The organism is Roseateles sp. GW821-FHT09H11, from assembly GCF_059415845.1.
In genome coordinates this window covers 243962-266081 of the sequence record NZ_JBWKOA010000004.1, presented here as the reverse complement: position 1 = coordinate 266081, position 22120 = coordinate 243962, and the positions used below count along the sequence as shown (strand labels likewise).

The window sequence follows — 22120 nt, the reverse complement described above, 5'->3', positions numbered from 1 at the left end:
CGCTTCCCGCGTGATGTCCTCGCCCGCCGCCATCCCCTCGAAGGGCGTCTCCGCCCCCGCGCCGGAGGGCACCCAGCCCGCCGTCGAGCAGTCGCCGCAATGGGCGAAGGGCCAGTTCCACAACCCCGCGGTGGAGCCCGAGCAGGGCTTCTGGAAGACGATGGGCATCATGTGGGACTTCATGTTCCACAAGCCTGCCGGCACCGCGCCGGACACGCCCATCGAGGTGCAGGCGCTGACCAAGGCCCAGTTGCTGGCCGCGCCGGACCGGACGCTTTTCCGGCTCGGTCACTCGACGGTGCTGCTGAAGCTGCGCGGCCGCTTCTGGCTGACGGATCCGGTGTTCTCGGAGCGCGCGTCGCCGTTCTCGTTCATGGGTCCGAAGCGCTTCCACGCGCCGCCGATCGCCCTCGACGAGTTGCCGGAGATCGAGGCGGTGATCCTGTCGCATGACCACTACGACCACCTCGACCACGACACCGTGCTCGCGCTGGCGCCCAAGGTGCGCCACTTCGTGACGCCGCTGGGCGTGGGGCAGCGCCTGATCGACTGGGGCGTCCCCGCGGCCAAGGTGCAGCAGTTCGACTGGTGGCAGGGCACGTCGATCGCGGGCGTGCAGTTGACCGCGACCCCCGCGCAGCATTTCTCGGGCCGCAGCCTGAGCGACCGCAACTCGACGCTGTGGGCCTCGTGGGTGCTGATCGACGACGACCTGCGCGTGTTCTTCAGTGGCGACACCGGCTACTTCGACGGCTTCAAGGCGATCGGCGAGCGCTTCGGCCCCTTCGACCTGACGCTGATGGAAACCGGCGCCTACGACCCGCGCTGGCCCTACGTCCACATGCAGCCGGAGCAGACGATGCAGGCGCATGTCGACCTGAAGGGCAAGCGCCTGCTGCCGATCCACAACGGCACCTTCGATCTGGCGATGCACCGCTGGCAGGACCCGTTCGAGCGCATCAGCGCGCTGGCGCGGCTGCGCAACGTGGAGCTCGTGACGCCGGTGATCGGTTCGCCGTTGGCGATCGAACAGCCGGGGCCGACGCCGCAGTGGTGGCAGGGTGCAGCCGTCGCTTCGCCGGTCTCCACGGGCGCGGGCCAGCCGGCGGCCGCATCGACCGCCGCATCCGCTGTGACCCCCTGAGCCTCGGCCGCTAGGTTTCGAACCGCTCTCCCACCAAAAGCCCGGCCTGGCCGGGCTTTTTGCATGGCTCCCACTTTTCCGCCACTGTCGGACGGTGGATAGCTCATTGAGGCAGGGTGGGAGCGCGGCCGGCCCCCACATTGGTGCCTCCGCCTGGGGGCCGCTGTCCCGGTTTCAGGCGGGTACGACAGTCGATTTGAGTTGATCCATCACTTGCACTGCAGTTGTTAAGTCCTTCATTTTGAACGACTTTTATTTCACGCACTGGCTTGAAAATGGGAGCTAAGTAATTGATTTGATTGGGAAAAACGCCAAATTACCTTGACCGGGGCGCGGCCCGCCATTAAAGTGGGAGAAAGTGCAATTCGGTGGGGCAAAGTGGCGAATGTCGTGTTTCAGGGGGCGAGTGCCTTGGCGTTGGACGCCAAGGGGCGCTTGACCGTCCCTGCTCGGCACCGCGAGGTCCTGCAGGCGCTGTGCGGCGGCCAGCTCACGCTGACCAAGCACCCTGAAGGCTGCCTGATGGTCTTCCCCCGTCCCGCCTGGGAACAGTTCCGCGACAAGGTCGCCGCGCTGCCCATGTCCGCCGCCGGCTGGAAGCGCGTCTTCCTCGGCAACGCCCAGGATGTCGAGATCGATTCCGCCGCCCGCGTGCTGATCGCGCCGGAGCTGCGCACCGCCGCCGGGCTGCAGAAGGACACGATGCTCCTCGGCATGGGCAGCCACTTCGAGCTCTGGGACGCCCAGGCCTACGCCGCCCATGAGGCCGCCGTGATGCAGTCCGAGATGCCGGCCGTGCTCCAGGACTTCAGCTTCTGACCATCATGAGCGAGCAGTCCCCGTCCTCCGCCGCCCCCGCCTTCGCCCACACGACCGTGCTGCTGCACGAGACGGTGGACGGCGCCTTCACGACCCCCGACGGCATCTATGTGGACGGCACCTTCGGGCGCGGCGGCCACTCGCGCCTGCTGCTGTCACGGCTGGGGGAGAAGGGACGGTTGATTGCCATCGACCGCGACCCGGAGGCGGTCGCGGCCGCAACGTCCGGACAGACGCGGGTCGACGACCCGCGTTTCCACATCTGCCACAGCGCGTTCGCCGACATGGGCGCGCAACTCGACGCGCTGGGCGTCGACCAGGTCGACGGCATCCTGCTGGACCTGGGCGTCTCCAGCCCGCAGATCGACAACCCGGAGCGCGGCTTCAGCTTCCGCTTCGACGGCCCCCTCGACATGCGCATGGACACGACGCGGGGCGAAAGCGCCGCCGAGTTCATCGCCCGCGCGGAGGTGGACCAACTTGCACAGGTGATCCGCGACTATGGCGAAGAACGGTTTGCTCTCCCGATTGCAAAGGCGCTTGTGGCTCGCCGGGAAGGCGGGCGCCCTGTCCGGACAACCGCCGAGCTTTCCCAAGTCGTGGCTGGTGCAGTCAAAACCCGCGAGCCGGGCAAGGATCCTTCGACGCGCACATTTCAGGCTCTACGGATATTCGTCAACGCCGAGCTTGAAGAGTTGCAGCAGGGGCTGAAGGCCGCGCTGGCCAAGCTCAAGCCGGGCGGCCGGCTGGCGGTGATCAGCTTCCATTCGCTGGAAGACCGCATCGTCAAGAACTTCATCGCTGAACACAGCAAGGAAGTGTTCGACCGCCGCGCTCCGTTCGCCGAACCCAAGCCGCAACCGCTGCGCGCCATCGCGCGCGTCAAGCCCAGCGAGGACGAGGTGCGCGGCAACCCGCGCTCGCGCTCCGCCATCCTGCGGGTGGCCGAGCGCACCGACGCGCCGCTGCCGCCGCCGGTCGCCGAGGACACCGGCAAGCGCAAGAAGGGGGGGCGTCGATGATCGGCCGCCTGAACCTGCTGCTGATCGCCGCGGTGATGGTGTCCGGCATCTACATGGTGCGCAGCGCCTATGAATCGCGCCGCCTGTTCACCGAGCTCGATCGCGCGCAGACCGAGGGCCGCCGGCTTGACGCCGACTATCAGAAGCTGATGGCCGACCGCCAGGCGCAGGCGACCAACCTGCGCGTCGAGCAGGTCGCGCGCGAGCGGCTGAAGATGCGTCCGATCTCGCCGGCGATCACGTTCAATCCGGAGGCGCCGGCGATCGAGGCCAGCGGTGTGCGCGGTCGTGCGCAGCCTCCAGTGCAAGGAGCCGCCCGATGATCGGCAAGCTCCGCAAGAAGCTGGGCAACAGCGCCCGGAACGCCTCGCGCAACGCAGCGCGCAACGGCTCGACGCGTGGCGTCAGCTATTCGAGCAGCCCGCTGCTGGCGTCGAAGACGCCGCCGTGGCGCTCGCGGTTCCTGGTCGCGCTGGTGGGCCTGGCGTTCGCCGGCCTGCTGGCGCGCGCGGCCTACATCCAGCTGATCGGCGAGGACTTCTTCCAGCGCCAGGGCGAAGCCCGCTACGCCCACAAGATGGAGCTGCCGGCCAGCCGCGGCAAGATCAGCGACCGCAGCGGCCAGGTGCTGGCCGCCAGCGTGGCCGTGCCGTCGATCTGGGCCTTCCCGAAGGAAGTCGACACCGATCCCGACAAGCGCCGCCAGCTCGCGAAGCTGCTGGACATGTCGCGCGCGGAGCTCGACAAGCGCCTCGACCCGGCCAACCGTTTCGTGTTCCTGCGCCGCCAGGCCGACGACGAAACCGCCCGCAAGATCAAGGAACTCGGCCTGAAGGGCGTGTTCCAGGACCGCGAATACAAGCGCCAGTACCCCGAGGGCGAAGCCGCCGCGCACATCGTCGGCTTCACCAACATCGAGGAGCAGGGCCAGGAAGGCATCGAGCTCGCGTTCCAGAAGGACCTGCAGGGCCGCGACGGTTCGCGCTCGGTCGTGCGCGACCGGCTGGGCCGCGTCGTCGAGGACATCGGCGAGCGTGTGCCCGAGACCAACGGCAAGGACATCGAGCTGTCGATCGACGCGAAGGTGCAGTTCTTCGCTTACCAGCGCGTGCGCGACGCGGTGGCGGAGAACAAGGCCAAGGCAGGCTCGGTGGTCGTGCTGGATGCCCACACCGGCGAGGTGCTGGCGCTGGCCAACTTCCCGAGCTACGACCCGAGTCACCGCCAGAACCTGTCCGGCGAGCAACTGCGCAATCGCGCGCTGACCGACGTCTTCGAGCCGGGCTCGACGATGAAGCCGTTCACGACCGCGCTGGCGCTGGAGACGGGCCGCGTGCGTCCCGACACGCTGCTGAGCACCGGCCCGCGCAGCGTGGTCATCTCCGGCTGGTCGCCGACCGATGCGCACCCGCACGGCGACCTGACGGTGACGCAGGTGATCCAGAAGTCCAGCAACATCGGCGCCGCGCGGATGGCGCTGATGATGCAGCCGCGCGAGATGCACGAGATGTTCACCGCGATCGGCCTGGGCCAGCGGCCGCAGATCGACTTCCCCGGCGCGGTGACCGGCAAGCTGCGCCCTTGGAAGAGCTGGCGCCCGATCGAGCAGGCGACGATGAGCTACGGCTACGGCCTGTCCGCGTCGCTGCTGCAGCTGGCGCGCGCCTACACGGTCTTCGCGCGCGAGGGCGACATCATCCCGATCACGATGACCCGGCGCCCGGCCGACCAGCCGGTGAACGGCATCAAGGTCTTCAGCCCCAAGGTCGCCGCGGACATCCGCGGGATGCTGCAGATGGCGGCAGGCCCGGGCGGCACGGCGCCGCAGGCGATGGTTCCCGGCTACAGCGTCGGCGGCAAGTCCGGCACGGCGCACAAGCAGGAAGGCAAGGGCTATGCGAGCCACAAATACCGTTCGTGGTTCGTGGGCATCGCACCGATTTCCAAGCCGCGCATCATCGTCGCGGTGATGGTCGACGAGCCGAAGAACGGCCAGTACTTCGGCGGCGCCGTGGCGGGTCCGGTCTTCAGCCAGGTCGTGGCGCAGACGCTCAGATTGCTGGGCGAGCCGCCGGACCTCGACGTGAAGCCGCAGATCGTGGCGCAGCAACGGCTGCAAGCCGTCGACGAGAGTTTCTGAGCGGGCACGAACCATGTTGATGCATCTGAAATCCCCCGAAGCCGCCGCCCGCTGGCTGCAGGAATGGACGCCGAGCGGCCAGCTGCGCACGGACAGCCGCGCCGTGGGCGCCGGCGACGCGTTCATCGCGTGGCCCGGTTATGCGAAGGACGCGCGGCAGTTCGTCGCGGGCGCGCTGTCGGCCGGCGCGGCGACCGCGCTGGTCGAGCATGCGGGTGCCGCCGAGTACGGCTTCACCGACGCCCGCATCGCGTCGCTGCCCGACCTGAAGCTGAACTGCGGCCGCATCGCGTCGGCGTTCTACGGCGAGCCGAGCAAGCGCCTGAACGTGCTCGCCGTCACCGGCACGAACGGCAAGACCTCCAGCGCCTGGTGGATCGCGCAGGCGCTCACGCTGCTGGGATCGCGCTGCGGCGTGATCGGCACGCTGGGCGTCGGCCAGCCGCCGGTACCCGGCGCCACGACGAATGCCTCGATCGAAGCCACCGGCCTCACGACGCCCGATCCCGTGCGCCTGCAGGAAGCTTTCAAGCGCATGGCCGATGACGGCTTCGGCGCGTGCGCGATCGAGGCCTCCTCGATCGGCATCGAGGAACACCGGCTCAGCGGCACCACCATCCAGGTCGCGCTGCTCACCAACTTCACGCAGGACCACCTCGACTACCACGGGGGCATGGACGCCTACTGGGTGGCCAAGCGCAAGCTGTTCGACTGGGACGGCCTGAAGGCCGCGGTGCTCAACATCGACGATCCGAAGGGCGTCGAGCTCGCCGCCGAGTTGAGCGCTGCCGGCCAGCTCGACGTGTGGACCTACGGGCTCAACCGGGCCGATGCGCGCCTGAGCGCGATCGACCTGCGTCACGACGCGCACGGTCTCGCCTTCACGCTGCGCGAGGGCACCGCGACGGTGCCGGTGCAGACCGGCCTGATCGGCGACTACAACGTGTCCAACCTGCTCGGCGTGATCGCCGGTCTGCGGGCGCTGGGCCATGGCCTGGAGGACATCGCGCGCGTCGCCGCGCTGGTGACGCCGGTGCCGGGCCGCATGCAGCGCGTGGGCAGCGGTCGTGAGCTGCCGCAGCTGGTGGTCGACTACGCCCACACGCCGGATGCGCTGGAGAAGGCGCTGAGCGCGCTGCAGCCGCTGGCCGCCGCGCGCGGCGGCGAGTTGCGCGTCGTGTTCGGCTGCGGTGGTGATCGCGATCCGACGAAGCGCCCGCTGATGGGCGCGATCGCCGCGCGCCTGGCCGCGCACGTCGTGCTGACCAGCGACAACCCGCGCACCGAGGACCCGCTGAAGATCCTCGCCGACATCGAGGCCGGCCTGCCGGCGGGTGTCGCGCGCGAAGTGATCGCGGACCGTGCCGAGGCGATCACGCGCGCCGTCGATCAGGCGGGCGCGCGGGACGTCGTGCTGGTGGCCGGCAAGGGGCATGAGGACTATCAGGAGATCCACGGCGAACGCCGGGCGTTCTCCGACGTGCAGGCGGCGCGTGCCGCGCTGATCGAGAGGGCCGGGCTGTGAGCGACACGACCCCGATCAACGCCGGCTCCGCCGCTCCGGGTGCATCGAGTGCGCTGAGCGCGTCGAGCGAATCGAGCGCGCCGATGATGACGCTCGGCCGCGCATTCGAACTGCTGTCGCCGCTGCTGCCGGCGGCGACGCTGGTGGGCGAGCCGTCCACTCCGCTGCTGCGCGTGCACACCGACACGCGCTCGCTGCGCGCGGGCGACCTGTTCGTCGCGCTGCGCGGCGAGCGTTTCGACGCCAACGACTTCCTCGCGCAGGCCAAGGCCTCCGGCGCGGCCGCGGCCATCGCCGAGCGCGGTCTGGCCGAGGCCGGCCTGCCGGGCCTGCTGGTGCCCGACGCGAAGGCCGCGCTGGGCCTGCTCTCGCAAGCCTGGCGCGAACAGCATCACCTGCCGGTGATCGCCGTCACCGGCAGCAACGGCAAGACGACGGTGACGCAGATGATCGCGTCCATCCTGCGCGCCTGGCTGGGCGACGCGGCGATGCTCGCGACTGAAGGCAACTTCAACAACGAGATCGGCGTGCCGCTGACGCTGCTGCGCCTGCGCCAGAACGAGGCCGCGTGGCATCGCGCCGCGGTGGTCGAACTCGGCATGAACCATCCTGGCGAGATCGCCCCGCTGGCCGCGATGACGCAGCCGACGGTGGCGCTGGTCAACAACGCGCAGCGCGAGCACCAGGAGTTCATGCACACCGTCGAGGCGGTCGCGCGCGAGAACGGCGCCGTGATCGGCGCGCTGGGCACGGCCGGTGTCGCGGTATTCCCCGCCGAGGATCCGTGCGCGCCGGTGTGGCAGTCGCAGGCCGTGGGCCGCGCGACGCTGAGCTTCGCGCTGCAGGGCCAGGCCGACGTGATGGGCCGCGCGCAGTGGGTCGCGCCGACCGATGCGAGCGTGATCGCCGGCGGTGCGGGTCACTGGGCGATCGAGATCCTCACGCCCGCCGGCGCGATCCCGGTCGCGCTGGCGATGGCCGGCCAGCACAACGTCCGCAACGCGCTGGCCGCCGCGGCCTGCACGCTGGCCGCGGGGGCGCCGCTCGCGGCGATCCGCGACGGCCTGCAGTCGTTCAAGGCCGTGAAGGGCCGCTCGGCGCTGCAGACGGCGGTGTGGCAGGGCCGCCGCATCACGCTAATCGACGACAGCTACAACGCCAACCCCGACAGCGTCCGCGCCGCCATCGACGTGCTGGCGGAACTGCCGGGCGCGTCCTGGCTGATCCTCGGCGACATGGGCGAGGTCGGCGAGCAGGGCCCCGCCTTCCACCAGGAAGTCGGCGCGCACGCGGCCGACCAGGGCCTGGCCGCGCTGTGGACGGCCGGCGCCGCCGCGCGTGACGCCGCGACCGCGTACGGCGCGGGTGCCCGCGCGTTCGACACCGTCGCCGGGCTGATCGGCGCGCTGAAGGACGCGCCGCAAGTGCAGAACATCCTCGTCAAGGGTTCGCGCTTCATGAAGATGGAACAGATCGTGGCCGCCTTGCAGTCCGGCGGCCCAGGAGACCCCCATGCTGCTTAGTCTGGCCCAGTGGCTGCAGGCCAATTACTCTGAACTCGGGTTCCTCCGCGTCTTCAGCTACATCACCTTCCGCGCCGTGATGGCGGCGCTGACGGCGCTGCTGATCGGCCTGGCCTTCGGCCCGTGGGTGATCCGCCGCCTGACCGAGCTCAAGATCGGCCAGCCGATCCGCGAGTACGGCGTGCAGCAGCATCTGGCCAAGAGCGGCACGCCGACGATGGGCGGCGTGCTGGTGCTGATCGGCATCGGCATCTCGACGCTGCTGTGGTTCGACTGGTCCAACCGCTTCGTCTGGGTGGTGATGCTGGTGACGATGGGCTTCGGCCTGATCGGCTGGGTCGACGACTACCGCAAGGTGGTCAACAAGGACCCCGAGGGCATGCGCAGCCGCGAGAAGTTCCTGTGGCAGTCGATCATTGGCCTGATCGCGGCGATCTACCTGGCCTTCAGCGTGTCGGAGACCAGCTTCCTCGGCGTCGTGCAGCTGTTCTTCCGCTGGGTCACGAGCGGCTTCTCGACCGAGCTGCCGCCCAAGGCCGACCTGATGCTGCCGTTCTTCAAGTCGATCAGCTACCCGCTGGGCGTGTTCGGCTTCATCGGCCTGTCCTACCTCGTCATCGTGGGCACCAGCAACGCGGTGAACTTCACCGACGGCCTGGACGGCCTGGCGATCATGCCGGTGGTGATGGTGGGCTCGGCGCTGGGCGTCTTCGCCTACGTGACCGGCTCGTCGGTGTACAGCCGCTACCTGCTGTTCCCCTACATCCCCGGCGCGGGCGAGCTGCTGATCTTCTGCGCCGCGCTCGCGGGCGCGGGGCTGGCCTTCCTGTGGTTCAACGCGCATCCGGCGCAGGTGTTCATGGGCGACGTGGGCGCGCTGGCGCTCGGCGGCGGCCTGGGCACGCTGGCCGTCATCACGCGCCAGGAGATCGTGCTCGGCATCATGGGCGGCGTCTTCGTCGCCGAGGTGCTGTCGGTGATGCTGCAGGTGACCTGGTTCAAGTACACGAAGAAGAAGTACGGCGAGGGCCGGCGCATCTTCAAGATGGCGCCGCTGCACCACCACTTCGAGAAGTCGGGCTGGAAGGAGACGCAGGTCGTCATCCGGTTCTGGATCATCACGATGCTGCTGTGTCTGGTCGGCCTGGCCAGCCTGAAGTTGCGCTGAGCGGGAACGGAACGACGATGTCCTCCCTCCACTTCCCGGCGCTCTTCCAGGATCGGCACGCGCTCGTGCTGGGCCTGGGCGACTCCGGGCTCGCGATGGCGGCCTGGGCCGCGCGCCTGGGGGCGCGCGTCACGGTCTGGGACAGCCGCGAGCAGCCGCCGCAGCTGCCCGCGCTGCGCGAGCGCCTGCCCGACGCCGCCTTCGAGCACGGCGACTTCTCGCCGGAGCTGCTGGGCGCGATCGACCACAGCTGGGTGCTGCTGAAGAGCCCCGGCCTGTCGCCGCTGGATGCGCGCCTGAAGCCGCTGCTCGCGCGGGCGGAGGAGATCGGCCTGCGCGTGCGCGGTGAGCTGGAGCTGTTCGCGCAGGCGCTGGCGGAGCTCAAGACGCTGTACCGCTACGAGCCCGGCGTGCTCGCGATCACCGGCACGAACGGCAAGACGACGACGACCAGCATGACCGCGCTGCTCGTCGAGCGCGCCGGCCGCCGCGTCGCGATGGCCGGCAACATCGGCCCGACGCTGCTGGGGACCTTGAGCGACGTGCTCGACAAGGAGCCGATGCCGCAGCCGAAGGACGAAGCAGTCGCCGATGCGGCGACCGACGTCGATGCGGCCGAAGAGGCGATCGTCGACTTGGCTGTCGAGGCGGTGGTGCCCGACGATGACGCTGCCGATGTCGCCATCGACGATCCGGCCGATGTGCTGCTGGCGCCGGTCGACGAACCGGTGGTGGAAGCGCCGACCGACGACCGCACCGCGCTCGAGACGGTCGCCGACCTGCTCGACGAGCAACCGCTGCCGATCAAGCCGCCGCCGCCCAAGCCCGCCGAGTTCGAGGTGCTGCCGCAGGTCTGGGTGCTGGAGCTGTCGAGCTTCCAGCTGGACGGCGTGAAGGGCTTCGAGCCGAGCGCCGGCGCGGTGCTCAACATCACGCAGGACCACCTGGACTGGCATGGCGACATGCCGGCCTACGCGCGCGCCAAGGGCCGCATCTTCGGCGAGCACGGCGTGCTCGTGATCAACCGCGACGACCCCGAGGTCGAAGCGCTGGTGCCCGCGCCGATCACCGTCAAGCAAGGCCGCGGCCGGCCGGCGAAGGTCGTGGAGCGCAACGTCGTCCGCTTCGGTCTGGACGCGCCGCGCCGTCCCGGCGACTTCGGCTTGCTCGTCGAGAATGGCATGGCCTGGCTGGTCCGTGCCCGCGAGCAGGAAGAAGAGCTGAAGGGCCTGAAGCGCCGCAAGGACGATGACGAAGACCTCATCATCCAGCGCCTGATGCCCGCCGACGCGCTGCGCGTGCGCGGCCGCCACAACGCGGCGAATGCGCTGGCGGCACTGGCGCTCGCCACGTCCATCGACTGCCCGCTGGCCCCGATGCTGCACGGCCTGCGCGAGTACCGCGGCGAGCCGCATCGCGTCGAGTTCGTCACCGCGATCAAGGGCGTCGACTTCTACGACGACTCCAAGGGCACCAACGTCGGCGCCACCGTCGCCGCCGTGATGGGCCTGGGCGCCGACCGCGCACCGGCCAAGCTGGTGATGATCCTGGGCGGCGACGGCAAGGGGCAGGACTTCTCGCCGCTCGCGACGCCGATCGCGCTGCACGCCCGCGCCGTGGCATTGATCGGCCGCGACGCGCCGCAGATCGAAGCCGCGCTGCAGGACAGCGGCGTCGTGATGCATCGCCACGACTCGCTCGAGGCCGCGACGCACTGGGCGCTCGCGCAGGCGCAATCGGGCGACAGCGTGCTGCTGAGCCCCGCCTGCGCCAGCCTGGACATGTTCCGCAACTACGCCCATCGCGCCGAGGTGTTCATCGCCACCGTGCGCGAACTGGCGGAAGACGAGGGCCTCATCGGATGAGCGCCGCATCGATCTTCGACAACCTGAGCGAGCGCATGCGCGCGCTGGCCTCGCGCCGCGGCATGGGCGCGGGGGCCGCGGGCGCCGGTGGCGCCGGCAGCGTCGACGTGCCGGTGCGCGACTGGGTCTCCACCTCGTCCGGCCAGCCCACGCGGCTGCTCGGCTTCGACCTGACGCTGATCTGGGTCGTGCTCTCGCTGCTGGCGCTGGGCCTGCTGATGGTCTATTCGGCCTCGATCGCGCTGCCGGACAACCCCAAGTTCGCGAAGTACCAGCCGATGCACTTCTTCGTGCGTCAGAGCCTGTTCATCGTGATCGGGCTGCTGGCCGGCTGGATCACCGTGATGGTGCCGGTGAGCTTCTGGGAGCGGCACGCGCCCAAGATCTTCGTCGTCGCGCTGGCGCTGCTGATGATCGTGCTGATCCCGCACGTCGGCAAGGGCGTCAACGGCGCGCGCCGCTGGCTGCCGCTGGGGGTCATGAACTTCCAGCCGTCCGAGCTGGCCAAGCTGGCCATCGCGATGTACGCGGCCAACTACATGGTCCGCAAGATGGAGGTGAAGGAGAACTTCGTCCGCGCCGTGTGGCCGATGGCCGCCGCGCTGGCGTTCACCGGCATGCTGCTGCTGGCCGAGCCGGACATGGGCGCCTTCATGGTCATCGCGGCCATCGCGATGGGCATCCTGTTCCTGGGCGGCGTCAACGGCCGCATGTTCTTCCTCAGCGTCGCGGTGCTGATCGGCGCTTTCGTGCTGATGATCACCTTCAGCGATTTCCGTCGCGAACGGATCTTCGCCTACCTGAACCCGTGGGACGAGAAGTACGCGCAGGGCAAGGCCTACCAGCTGACGCACTCGCTGATCGCCTTCGGGCGCGGCGAGTTCTTCGGCCAGGGCCTGGGGTCCAGCCTCGAGAAGCTGCATTACCTGCCCGAGGCCCACACCGACTTCCTGCTCGCCGTCATCGGCGAGGAGCTCGGCTTCATCGGCGTGGCCATCGTGATCTTCGCGTTCTTCTGGCTGTCGCGCCGGCTGTTCCACATCGGCCGTCAGGCGGTGGCGCTGGACCGCGTCTTCGCCGGTCTCTACGCGCAGGGCATCGGCATCTGGATGGGCGGCCAGGCCTTCATCAACATGGGCGTGAACCTCGGCGCGCTGCCCACCAAGGGCCTGACGCTGCCGCTGATGAGCTACGGCGGTTCCGCCACCGTCCTCAACTGCGTGGCATTGGCGATCTGCTTGCGAATCGACATTGAAAACCGCCAACTCATGCGAGGAGGCCGAGCATGAGCGGCTGGACACATCGTGGCCAGCCGGCCGCGCGAAGCGAGGCTTTGCGGGTTCGGCGCAGCCAGAATAGACAACTGATGCGAGGGGGCCGCGCATGAGCACGCGTCACCTCGTCGTGATGGCCGCCGGTACGGGCGGTCACGTCATTCCTGGACTGGCCGTGGCCGCCGAGATGCAGCGCCGCGGTTGGACCGTGTCCTGGCTCGGCACCGAAGCCGGCATGGAGAACAAGCTCGTGCCGCCGTCGGGCCTGCCGATGGACCGGCTGTCCTTCGCCGGCCTGCGCGGCAAGGGCCTCAAGCATTCGCTGCTCGGCGTCGTGCGCCTGTTCAAGGCGCTGGGGCAGAGCGCCCACATCTTCAGCGCGCGCCAGGCCGATGCAGTGCTTGGCATGGGTGGTTATGTCTGCTTCCCCGGTGGCCTGATGGCCTGGGTGATGCGCCGTCCGCTGATGCTCGTGAATGCCGACGCGGCGCTGCTGCTGTCCAACAAGGCGCTCGCGCCGGTGGCGAAGAGGATCGCCTTCGGCTTCGACGGCCTTGCCGCCGCGCAGCAGAAGAAGAGCGTCGTCACCGGCAACCCGGTCCGCGCCGAGATCGAGGATCTGCCCGCGCCCGAACTGCGCTTCGCCGATCGCAACGGTCCGCTGAAAGTGCTGGTGGTCGGCGGCTCGCTCGGCGCGCGCGCGATCAACGACGTGCTGCCGCAGACGCTCGCGCTGTGGGACGAACACCAGCGTCCGCTGGTCACGCATCAGACGGGCGAAGCCAACTTCCCGCTTGTGCAGGCCGCCTACGCGAAGGTCGGCGTGCAGGCCGAGGTCGTGCCCTTCATCAACGACATGGCGCAGCGCCTGTCCGAGGCCGACGTGGTGATCTGCCGCGCCGGCGCGGTGACGGTGTCCGAGCTGTGCGCCGCGGGTGTCGCCAGCATCCTGGTGCCGCTGGTCGTCAGCACGACCTCGCACCAGCGCGACAACGCGCAATACATGGCGCAGCACGGCGCCGGCACGCACCTGCCGCAGGGCGAGCTCAGCGCGCAGGCGCTGTTCGACCTGCTCCAGCAGCCGCGCGAGCACTGGCTGGCGATGGCGTCGAAGGCGCGCTCGCTGGCGCGCCCGCGCGCGGCGTCGCGCGTGGCCGACGAGCTCGAGGCGCTGGTGAATGCGCGGGACGCGAAGTCCGGCAATGGAGTGCGCACATGAAGCACGCCATCCAACGCATCCACTTCACCGGCATCGGTGGCGCCGGCATGAGCGGCATCGCCGAGCTGCTGGCCGCGCAGGGCTATCGCGTCAGCGGCTCCGACCAGGGCGAGAGCGACACCACGCGCCGCCTGCGCTCACTCGGCGTGGACGTGAAGATCGGCCACGCCGCCGAACACGTCGGCGCGGCGCAGGTGCTGGTCAAGTCCAGCGCGATCAAGGCCGACAACCCCGAGCTGATGGCCGCGCACCAGCACGGCATCCCGGTGCTGCTGCGCGCGCAGATGCTCGCCGAGCTGATGCGCCCGCGCATGGGCATCGCCGTCGCCGGCACGCATGGCAAGACGACGACCACCTCGCTGCTGACGACGGTGATGCAGCAGGCCGGCCTCGATCCGAGCTACGCGATCGGTGGGCAGCTGCTGGCCGCGGGCGCCAATGCGGCGCTGGGTGGCGGGCTGCACATGGTCGTCGAGGCGGACGAGTCCGACGCCTCCTTCCTGCACCTGCTGCCGCAGCTGGCGATCGTCACCAACATCGACGCCGACCACATGGACACTTACGGGCACGACCTGGCCCGTCTGCGTCAGGCCTTCGTCGACTTCCTGCACCGGATGCCGTTCTGGGGCGCGGCCGTGCTGTGCGGCGACGACGCGGGCGTGCGCAGCATCGTGCCGATGCTGTCGCGGCCGGTGATCCTGTACGGGCTGGACGCGGGCAATGCCGTGCGCGCGACCGACGTCAGCGCCGAGGCCGGCGGCGGCATGCGCTTCAACGCGCTGCGCCGCGACCGCCAGGGTCGCGAGCTGCCGCCGCTGCAGGTGCTGCTGCGCCTGAACGGCCAGCACAACGTGCTGAACGCGCTGTCGGTGATCGCGATGGCGATGGAGCTGGGCGTCGACGACGCGGCGCTGCTGCAAGGTCTTGCCAACTTCGGCGGCGTGGGCCGGCGCTTCCAGTCCTATGGCGAGCTGCCGGTGCTGGCCACAGGGGAGGGCGCCGATGCGGCCTCCAGCGGCGCGGCGGGCGTGGGCACCGCACTGCTGATCGACGACTACGGCCACCACCCCGTCGAGATGCAGGCCGTGCTGAAGGCTGCGCGCGGCGCCTATCCGGGCCGTCGCCTGGTGCTGGCCTTCCAGCCGCACCGCTACACGCGCACCCGCGATTGCTTCGAAGAATTCGCCGACGTCCTCGCGCAGGCCGACGGCGTGCTGCTGACCGAGATCTATGCCGCCAGCGAGTCCCCGCTGCCCGGCATCAGCGGCGAAAGCCTGGCGCGGGCGGTCACGGACCGCGGCACCGCGGCGGGCTTCGTCGGCGACTGGCAGGGACTGCCGCAGGCGATCGCCCACCAGGCGCGCGCCGGCGATGTGGTGATCGTGATGGGGGCCGGCTCGATCGCCGCCGTCCCCGCGCGCACCGTTGAACTCATGATGAAGGGAGGCCGCGCATGACCACGGACCTCGACAATTCCTCCGCCCCCTCGGCGCCGTCGGCGCTGTATCAGCAGCTCGGCATCGCCGGCATCGATGCGAAGGCGCTCGGCAAGGTCGCCGTGCTCTTCGGCGGCGACTCGGCCGAACGCGAGGTCTCGCTGATGTCCGGCGGCGGCGTGCTGGCCGCGCTGCAGTCGGAGGGCGTCGACGCGCACGCCTTCGACCCGGGCCAGCGCAACCTGCTCGAACTCAAGACGGAAGGCTTCCAGCGCGCCTTCATCGCGCTGCACGGCCGCCACGGCGAGGACGGCACGGTGCAGGGCGCGCTCGAGCTGATGGGCATCCCGTACACCGGCTCCGGCGTGATGGCTTCGGCCATCGCGATGGACAAGATCACCACCAAGCGCGTCTGGCTGGCCGACAAGCTGTCGACGCCGCGCTGGGTCAGCCTCAAGCGCGGCGAGTTGCAGCGCGAGCGCGTCCGCACCGTGCCCGATGAACTGGGCCTGCCCATCTTCGTCAAGCCGCCGCACGAGGGATCCTCCATCGGGGCGAGCAAGGTGATGGGCTACTCGGACATGCAGGCGGCCGTCGAACTCGCCGCGAAGTACGACGCCGAAGTGCTGTGCGAGGAATTCGTCGACGGCGCCGAGCTCACCTGCCCGGTGCTGGGCGAGGGCGCCGACGCGATCGCGCTGCCGGTCATCGAGATCCGCGCCGAGGGCGGCAACTACGACTACCAGAACAAGTACTTCACCGACACGACCCAGTATCTGGTCGGCCAGTTGCCGGCCGACGAGCAGGCCCGCGTGCAGGACCTGGTGCTGGCGGCCTACCGCTCGCTGGGCGCGCGCGGCTGGGGTCGCGTCGACGTGATGCGGCGCACCTCCGACGGCCAGCTGTTCCTGCTGGAGATCAACACCTCGCCGGGCATGACCTCCCATTCGCTGGTGCCGAAGGCGGCCGCCGCCGTCGGCATCTCCTACCCGAAGCTGTGCCTGTACCTCCTGTCGCAATCGCGGCTGGACAGCCAGGCCTGAACGGACACCGGGTCACCCCCCACCAGCCACCCCCATGGGCGCCACCTTCACCCACACCGCCAGCCCGCTGCCGCCGGACATCCGCGTGATGAACGGCGTGGCCGGCCTGCTGCTGGCCATCGTGGCGCTGGCGGCGGGGGCCGTGGGACTGCATTGGCTGGCGCGGCAGCCGGCGTTCTCGATCAAGTCGATCACCGTCGAGGGCGACGTCAGCCGCAACAGCGGCGCGTCGCTGCGGGCGAATGCGCTGCCGCGACTGAGCGGCAACTTCCTGACGATGAACCTGCAGCAGGCGCGCGCCGCCTTCGAGGCGGTGCCCTGGGTGCGCCACGCGACGGTGCGCCGCGTCTGGCCGCTGCACCTGGTCGTCGCGCTCGAGGAACACCGCCCCGCCGCCTATTGGGAAACCAAGGCCGAAAACGCGGACGCCGACAGCGAGGCGGTCGTCGATACCCGGCTGGTCAACAGTTTCGGCGAGGTCTTCGAGGCGAATCTCGGCGACGTCGAGGACGAGGATCTGCCCACCCTGGCCGGCCCCGCGAAATCCTCGGCCGCGATGCTGGCGATGTGGCGGCAACTCGACCCGCTGACCCACGGAAAACTGGACGAGGGTGTCGCCCGGCTGGATTTGTCCGGCCGCGGCTCCTGGAAGGCGACGCTGGAAAAGGGCGCGATCGTCGAACTCGGCCGCGGCAGCGAGGCCGAGGTCGTCGCCCGGTATGGCCAATTCATCGCCAGCATTCCCCAGATCACCGCCCGCTACCGCACCTCGCTGGTATCGGCGGACCTCCGCCACGAATCCGGATACGCGGTCCGGCTCGCGGGCGTGACGACGGTTACCACTGCGCCCAAGGGCGCCAAGAAGAATTGAGGACAGGCATGGCCAAGGAATACAAGGATTTGGTCGTCGGGTTGGACATCGGCACCGCCAAGATCATGGCGGTGGTGGCCGAGGTGATGGGGGACGGCCAATTGCGCATCGCCGGTCTGGGCGTCGCGCCCAGTCACGGGCTCAAGCGCGGGGTCGTGGTCAATATCGACGCCACCGTCCAGTCCATCCAGCAGGCCTTGAAAGAGGCCGAAATGATGGCCGACTGCCGGATCTCGAGGGTTTACACCGGGATTACCGGCAGCCATATCCGCGGCCAGAACTCGACCGGGATGGTCATCGTGCGGGACAAGGAAGTCACGCCGGTGGATGTCGCCCGGGTCGTGGAAACCGCCAAGGCCATCAATATTCCGAACGACCAGCGCCTGCTGCTGGTCGAACCCCAGGAATTCGTGATCGACGGCCATGAGGTGAAAGAACCGATCGGCATGAGCGGCGGCCGGCTGGAGGTCAAGGTCCATATCGTGACCGGCGCCCAGAGCGCGGCGGAGAACATCGTCAAGTGCGTGCGTCGCTGCGGGCTGGAAGTCGAGCAACTCGTGCTCAATCCTAGCGCTTCCAGTTTGGCGGCACTCACTTCCGACGAGCGCGACCTGGGCGTGGCGCTGGTCGACATCGGTGCCGGCACGACCGACGTGGCCATTTTTACCGGCGGTTCGATCCGCCATACCGCGGTGATTCCGATCGCCGGCGACCTGATTACCAGCGATATCGCGATGGCGCTGCGCACCCCGACCAAGGATGCGGAGGAAATCAAGGTCGAGCATGGCGTGGCCAAGCAATTGCTGGCCGATCCGGCGGATCAGGTCGAAGTGCCGGGTTTGGGCGACCGGGCACCCCGGATGCTCTCCAAGCAGGCTTTGGCCGGGGTGATCGAACCTCGTGTCGAGGAAATCTTCTCCCTCGTCCACCAGGTCATCCGGGAATCCGGCTACGAGGAACTGTTGTCCTCCGGAATCGTCCTGTCGGGCGGTTCGTCGGTGATGCCGGGGATGGTGGAACTGGCCGAGGATATTTTCCTGAAACCGGTGCGCCGGGGAAATCCGACCTACAACGGCGCGTTGTTCGACATGGTGGCCAATCCCCGTTCGGCCACCGTGATGGGATTGTTGGAGGAAGCGCGGCTGTCGCGCACACGGGGATTCAAGGCGGCGCAGCAGGCGGGGTCCGTGAAGACCTTGTTCGGTCGCGCCAAGGACTGGTTCCTGGGGAATTTCTAAGAAGCTGGCACTGACCGGCTCACGCTTTCTTTACGACGTTTGAGGGTTTTGCCCCCTAAAAAAGGGTGGATCCCACTTCTATTTTGCTGATGGCAACTGCACAATATGGACAGGAGGTTTGATATGGCGATCGAGATGATCGAAGAGTTTGATCAAGGCACCCAGATCAAGGTGATCGGCGTGGGCGGCGGCGGCGGCAACGCGGTCGAGCACATGATCAGCCAAGGTGTCCAGGGCGTGGAATTCATCGTGGCCAACACGGATGCCCAAGCCCTGAATCGCTCCAAGGCCGATCAACTCCTGCAACTGGGCCATACCGGCCTGGGCGCCGGTGCGAAACCCGAGGTCGGCAAAACCGCCGCCGAGGAAGCCGAGGCGCGCATCCGCGAATCCATCACCGGCGCGCACATGCTGTTCATCACCGCCGGCATGGGCGGCGGGACCGGCACCGGCGCGGCGCCCGTGATCGCCCGCGTGGCCAAGGAAATGGGCATCCTGACGGTGGGCGTCGTCACCAAGCCGTTCGAGTTCGAAGGCAACCGCCGCGGCAAGGCCGCGGACCTGGGCCTGCAGGAACTCGAGGCGAACGTGGACTCGCTGATCGTCGTGCTCAACGACAAGCTGCTGGAAGTGCTGGGCGACGACGTCACGCAGGACCAGGCCTTCGCGCACGCCAACGACGTGCTGAAGAACGCGGTCGGCGGCATCTCCGACATCATCCACATGCCGGGCCTGGTCAACGTCGACTTCGAAGACGTCAAGACCGTGATGAGCGAGCCGGGCAAGGCGATGATGGGCACGGCGGTCGCGGCCGGTCCGGACCGCGCGTCCAAGGCGGCGGAAGGCGCCGTGGCCTGCCCGCTGCTGGAAGGCATCGATCTGTCCGGCGCGCGCGGCGTGCTGGTGCTGATCGCGGCCAGCCGCAACAACTTCAAGCTGGCCGAGAGCCGCAACGCGATGACCGCGATCAAGCGCTACGCCGCTGAAGACGCGCACATCATCTACGGCACGGCCTACGACGAATCGCTGGGCGACCAGCTGCGCGTCACCGTGATCGCGACCGGCCTGAGCCAGCGCGCCGCGGCGCGCCAGCAGCCGCAGCTCGTCGTGCAGCAGCCGCAGCTGCGCACCGGCACCGACAACATGCCGGTGCTGACGCAGCCGGTGGTGATGCCGGGTTCGGCCGCCGCGCAAGGCACGCCGGCGGCGGCGCCGATGTCGGCGACGGACTTCGGCGGCATGAGCGTGCCGAGCGTCTGGCGCCATGGCCGCACGGCCGCGGCGAAGGTCGAGGCCCTGTCGTCCAACGGCATGGACGAGATCGAGATCCCGGCCTTCCTGCGCAAGCAGGCGGACTGAGACCGAACGCTCTCGACGCCATCAGCTTCAAGGCCACGTCCGCCAGGACGTGGCCTTTTTTCTTCCCGTGGCCGCCAGGGCAGCGCTTTGGGCGCCCCGCGTCGTTGCGAATCCTCGTCATAGCGCCGCTATGACTCCGGTTCGCGCCTAGCGGTGCATCCCAAAGCACTGCCCTGGCGGCCGCGGGAACGCGCCCGCGCCCGCGCCCGCGCATTTGAGGGATGCGGGGCGTCTGTTGCAAATGAACGCTCGTGCCACTCGGTGAACTTCGGCACACTGGCGCGCGATCACAAGACAGAGCGAATGCATGGTCCACGGTGAGGTTGGGAAAACGACGTCGGCACTGCCGGCCGCGCGTGCGCGGCGGGCGTGGGCGTCGCGCCCGTCGACACCGCTGTTGATCGCGCTGCTGGCCAGCGTGGTGCTGGCGCTGTTCGCGTTCATGCCCGAAATGGGCCGAGCGCAAGGCGGACAGCCCGCGCAGGCGACCGGCGCGGCACCCCCCGCGCAGGTCTTGCAAGCGTCGCCGCTCGGACCGGCACGGCCGGTGCCCGAGGCGGCGCCGCTCGCCGGCGCGCAGCGCGCGACCGAGGCGGAGGTCGCCACCAGCGACTGGACGCAGGATCAGCTGAAGGCCTGGTGGCGCTCATTGCGTGTCATGGACGGCGCGAACGGCGCGCTGCCGCGGGGACTGCTGCCGCCGGAGGACCCGGCGGCGTGGCAGCGGATCCGGCTGCCCGAGGTGCAGCAGCGCGAAGCGACCCAGGACACGAGCGACGTGCGCTTCCAGATGCGCTGGTACCGCGTCCGCTACGCCGCGCCGAACGGCCGCTGGCCGACCAGCGTCGCGCTCTACATGCCGCGCCTGGTGGCGCTGGCGGCGGCGGTGCTGGTGAAGACCGACGACGGCTGGCGGCCGGTCTTCGACAACCAGTCCGGCGCGCGCGAGCAATGGGTGCGGCCGCTGTGGGTGGTGCTGCCGTCGGCGCTGACCGAGATCCAGCAGGCGCGCGAGATCGAGGTGATCATCGCGGTCCCCGTGATGCAGGCCGGCTACTACTCCGTGTCCAGCGTGTGGCTGGGCGCGCGCGAGGACCTCGAGCCGCGCCACGACCGACGCTGGGTGCTGCAGATCGGCGTGCCGCAGGCGACCGGGCTGACGCTGGTGACGCTGGGGCTCTTCGCACTCGTGCTGTGGGTGAAGCGGCGCGAGGACCCGTCCTACCTGCTGTTCTCGCTGGCGACGGTGGCGTGGCTGGTGCGCAACCTCCACTACCACCTGGACCTGCCGCGCACGCGCGACGCGCTCGAATGGTTCTGGTGGGTCACGCACGCCTCGATGTCGTGGGTGATGCTGCTGACCTTCCTCTTCGCGCTGCGCTTCGCGCGGCAGCGCTTCACGCGCTTCGAGCGCGGCATCGGGCTCTTCGTGCTGGTGTCGAGCCTCGCGTCGATGCCGCTGTGGGGCAACGGTTTCGACGCGCTGGTGCTGCTGCACATCTGCAATGCGGTCGTGGGCCTGGCGGGCACCGGCTTCGTGGCCAGCGTGGCCTGGCGCCAGGGCACGCGCGAGCTGCGCGTGATGGCCGCGGCGCTGGTGATCGGCGTCGTGCTGGGCGTGCACGACCTGGGCCTGCTCGCGGGCTGGTGGTGGCCGGAGCACATCTACCTGATGCCGTTCGCGACCCTGGTGATCCTGGCGAGCTTCCTGTACGCGGTGCAGTTCCGCTACATCGAGGCGCTGCGCGGGGTGGAACGCGCCAACGGGGAACTCGCGCAGCGGCTGCAGGAGCAGAGCGTGCAACTGAGCGCGCAGCACGACAAGCTGCGGGAGGTCGAGCGCCAGCAGGCGCTGCTGCTGGAGCGGCAGCGGATCATGCAGGACATGCACGACGGGCTGGGTTCGTCGCTGCTGTCGGCGATGGTGGCGGTGGAGCAGGGCTCGATGCCGCAGGATCAGGTCGTGACCGTGCTGCGCGAATGCGTCGACGACCTGCGGCTGGTGATCGACTCGCTGGAGCCGGTGGGCCACGACATCGTGTCGCTGCTGGCGACCATGCGCTACCGCTTGGGCAAGCGGCTGCAGCTCGGCGGGCTCAAGCTGGAATGGGACGTGCACGACCTGCCGCCGCTGGAATGGCTGGAACCGCCCGACGCGCTGCACGTGCTGCGCCTGATGCAGGAGGCGCTGACCAACGCGCTGAAGCATGCGAGAGCGTCGCGGGTGCGGGTGGTGACGCGCGACCTCGGCAAGCGCGTGGAGATCCGTGTCGAGGACGACGGCGAGGGCTTCGACGTGGCGTCGATCGCGCAGGGCCGCGGGCTGCGCGGCCTGCAGCGCCGCGCGAAGGTGCTGGGCGGATTGCTGCGCGTGGACAGCAGCCCCGGGCACGGCACCGTCGTGACGCTGAGACTGCCGGTGGCGCGCGCCGACCATGAGGCCGTGATCCAGGCCGGCGCCCAGCAGGGTTGAC

General features: G+C 69.3%; 17 protein-coding genes. All 17 read left to right on the top strand.

The genetic code is table 11. The features are described from left to right. Positions 1–13: 13 nt before the first annotated feature. Entirely contained in the window at positions 14–1144 is a 1131-nt protein-coding gene (locus AC07PR_RS15180; protein WP_495135966.1) for an MBL fold metallo-hydrolase, read from the top strand. 390 nt (positions 1145–1534) lie between these two features. Beyond that, entirely contained in the window at positions 1535–1963 is a 429-nt protein-coding gene (mraZ, locus tag AC07PR_RS15175) for a division/cell wall cluster transcriptional repressor MraZ (RefSeq protein ID WP_331614200.1), read from the top strand. A gap of 5 nt (positions 1964–1968) precedes the next feature. Further along, a complete protein-coding gene (gene rsmH, locus AC07PR_RS15170; protein WP_483109072.1) occupies positions 1969–2985 on the top strand; it encodes a 16S rRNA (cytosine(1402)-N(4))-methyltransferase RsmH in 1017 nt (338 codons plus the stop codon). Beyond that, positions 2982–3308: a cell division protein FtsL gene (ftsL, locus tag AC07PR_RS15165; protein ID WP_377157130.1), complete on the top strand. Its 327-nt coding sequence runs from the start codon at positions 2982–2984 to the stop codon at positions 3306–3308. The genes rsmH and ftsL overlap by 4 nt, the downstream gene beginning before the upstream one ends. Beyond that, positions 3305–5125, top strand: a complete 1821-nt coding sequence (locus AC07PR_RS15160) for a peptidoglycan D,D-transpeptidase FtsI family protein (RefSeq protein WP_495135762.1) — start codon at positions 3305–3307, stop codon at positions 5123–5125. Before ftsL ends, AC07PR_RS15160 begins: the two co-directional genes overlap by 4 nt. Positions 5126–5138: 13 nt before the next feature. Next, positions 5139–6650, top strand: a complete 1512-nt coding sequence (locus AC07PR_RS15155; protein WP_495135761.1) for a UDP-N-acetylmuramoyl-L-alanyl-D-glutamate--2,6-diaminopimelate ligase — start codon at positions 5139–5141, stop codon at positions 6648–6650. Positions 6651–6736: 86 nt separating this feature from the next. Further along, on the top strand, positions 6737–8173 hold the full coding sequence (locus AC07PR_RS15150; protein ID WP_495135965.1) for a UDP-N-acetylmuramoyl-tripeptide--D-alanyl-D-alanine ligase: 1437 nt from the start codon (positions 6737–6739) through the stop codon (positions 8171–8173). Then, entirely contained in the window at positions 8163–9341 is a 1179-nt protein-coding gene (mraY, locus tag AC07PR_RS15145; protein ID WP_377157126.1) for a phospho-N-acetylmuramoyl-pentapeptide-transferase, read from the top strand. The genes AC07PR_RS15150 and mraY overlap by 11 nt, the downstream gene beginning before the upstream one ends. Positions 9342–9358: 17 nt before the next feature. After that, positions 9359–11206 (top strand): UDP-N-acetylmuramoyl-L-alanine--D-glutamate ligase, encoded by a 1848-nt coding sequence (gene murD / locus AC07PR_RS15140; RefSeq protein ID WP_495135760.1) that lies wholly within the window; start codon positions 9359–9361, stop codon positions 11204–11206. A 62-nt stretch (positions 11207–11268) separates the two neighbouring features. Then, entirely contained in the window at positions 11269–12495 is a 1227-nt protein-coding gene (gene ftsW / locus AC07PR_RS15135; protein ID WP_377161531.1) for a putative lipid II flippase FtsW, read from the top strand. Between the two features lie 94 nt (positions 12496–12589). Further along, entirely contained in the window at positions 12590–13699 is a 1110-nt protein-coding gene (murG, locus tag AC07PR_RS15130; protein ID WP_495135759.1) for an undecaprenyldiphospho-muramoylpentapeptide beta-N-acetylglucosaminyltransferase, read from the top strand. Further along, positions 13696–15156 carry a UDP-N-acetylmuramate--L-alanine ligase gene (gene murC, locus AC07PR_RS15125; protein ID WP_495135758.1) on the top strand — a complete coding sequence of 487 codons (1461 nt, stop codon included), beginning with the start codon at positions 13696–13698 and terminating at the stop codon, positions 15154–15156. The genes murG and murC overlap by 4 nt, the downstream gene beginning before the upstream one ends. Continuing rightward, positions 15153–16178, top strand: coding sequence for a D-alanine--D-alanine ligase (locus AC07PR_RS15120; protein WP_495135757.1), 1026 nt, complete (start codon positions 15153–15155; stop codon positions 16176–16178). The genes murC and AC07PR_RS15120 overlap by 4 nt, the downstream gene beginning before the upstream one ends. Before the next feature lie 34 nt (positions 16179–16212). Continuing rightward, positions 16213–17049, top strand: coding sequence for a cell division protein FtsQ/DivIB (locus AC07PR_RS15115; protein ID WP_495135756.1), 837 nt, complete (start codon positions 16213–16215; stop codon positions 17047–17049). 8 nt (positions 17050–17057) lie between these two features. Then, complete coding sequence (gene ftsA, locus AC07PR_RS15110; RefSeq protein WP_067276931.1) at positions 17058–18287, top strand: cell division protein FtsA; 1230 nt, start codon at positions 17058–17060, stop codon at positions 18285–18287. A gap of 123 nt (positions 18288–18410) precedes the next feature. Next, on the top strand, positions 18411–19646 hold the full coding sequence (ftsZ, locus tag AC07PR_RS15105) for a cell division protein FtsZ (RefSeq protein ID WP_377157122.1): 1236 nt from the start codon (positions 18411–18413) through the stop codon (positions 19644–19646). Positions 19647–19953: 307 nt separating this feature from the next. Beyond that, positions 19954–22119 carry a sensor histidine kinase gene (locus AC07PR_RS15100; RefSeq protein WP_495135755.1) on the top strand — a complete coding sequence of 722 codons (2166 nt, stop codon included), beginning with the start codon at positions 19954–19956 and terminating at the stop codon, positions 22117–22119. The last annotated feature ends 1 nt before the right edge of the window (position 22120 follow it).

Excerpts from the sequence above, each read along its gene's own strand:
- AC07PR_RS15180 (WP_495135966.1), top strand. The coding sequence starts at position 14 with ATGTCCTCGCCCGCCGCCATCCCCTCGAAGGGCGTCTCCGCCCCCGCG.
- rsmH (WP_483109072.1), top strand. The coding sequence starts at position 1,969 with ATGAGCGAGCAGTCCCCGTCCTCCGCCGCCCCCGCCTTCGCCCACACG.
- ftsL (WP_377157130.1), top strand. The coding sequence starts at position 2,982 with ATGATCGGCCGCCTGAACCTGCTGCTGATCGCCGCGGTGATGGTGTCC.
- AC07PR_RS15160 (WP_495135762.1), top strand. The coding sequence starts at position 3,305 with ATGATCGGCAAGCTCCGCAAGAAGCTGGGCAACAGCGCCCGGAACGCC.
- AC07PR_RS15155 (WP_495135761.1), top strand. The coding sequence starts at position 5,139 with ATGTTGATGCATCTGAAATCCCCCGAAGCCGCCGCCCGCTGGCTGCAG.
- AC07PR_RS15150 (WP_495135965.1), top strand. The coding sequence starts at position 6,737 with ATGACGCTCGGCCGCGCATTCGAACTGCTGTCGCCGCTGCTGCCGGCG.
- mraY (WP_377157126.1), top strand. The coding sequence starts at position 8,163 with ATGCTGCTTAGTCTGGCCCAGTGGCTGCAGGCCAATTACTCTGAACTC.
- murD (WP_495135760.1), top strand. The coding sequence starts at position 9,359 with ATGTCCTCCCTCCACTTCCCGGCGCTCTTCCAGGATCGGCACGCGCTC.
- ftsW (WP_377161531.1), top strand. The coding sequence starts at position 11,269 with ATGGGCGCGGGGGCCGCGGGCGCCGGTGGCGCCGGCAGCGTCGACGTG.
- murG (WP_495135759.1), top strand. The coding sequence starts at position 12,590 with ATGAGCACGCGTCACCTCGTCGTGATGGCCGCCGGTACGGGCGGTCAC.
- murC (WP_495135758.1), top strand. The coding sequence starts at position 13,696 with ATGAAGCACGCCATCCAACGCATCCACTTCACCGGCATCGGTGGCGCC.
- AC07PR_RS15120 (WP_495135757.1), top strand. The coding sequence starts at position 15,153 with ATGACCACGGACCTCGACAATTCCTCCGCCCCCTCGGCGCCGTCGGCG.
- AC07PR_RS15115 (WP_495135756.1), top strand. The coding sequence starts at position 16,213 with ATGGGCGCCACCTTCACCCACACCGCCAGCCCGCTGCCGCCGGACATC.
- ftsA (WP_067276931.1), top strand. The coding sequence starts at position 17,058 with ATGGCCAAGGAATACAAGGATTTGGTCGTCGGGTTGGACATCGGCACC.
- ftsZ (WP_377157122.1), top strand. The coding sequence starts at position 18,411 with ATGGCGATCGAGATGATCGAAGAGTTTGATCAAGGCACCCAGATCAAG.
- AC07PR_RS15100 (WP_495135755.1), top strand. The coding sequence starts at position 19,954 with ATGGTCCACGGTGAGGTTGGGAAAACGACGTCGGCACTGCCGGCCGCG.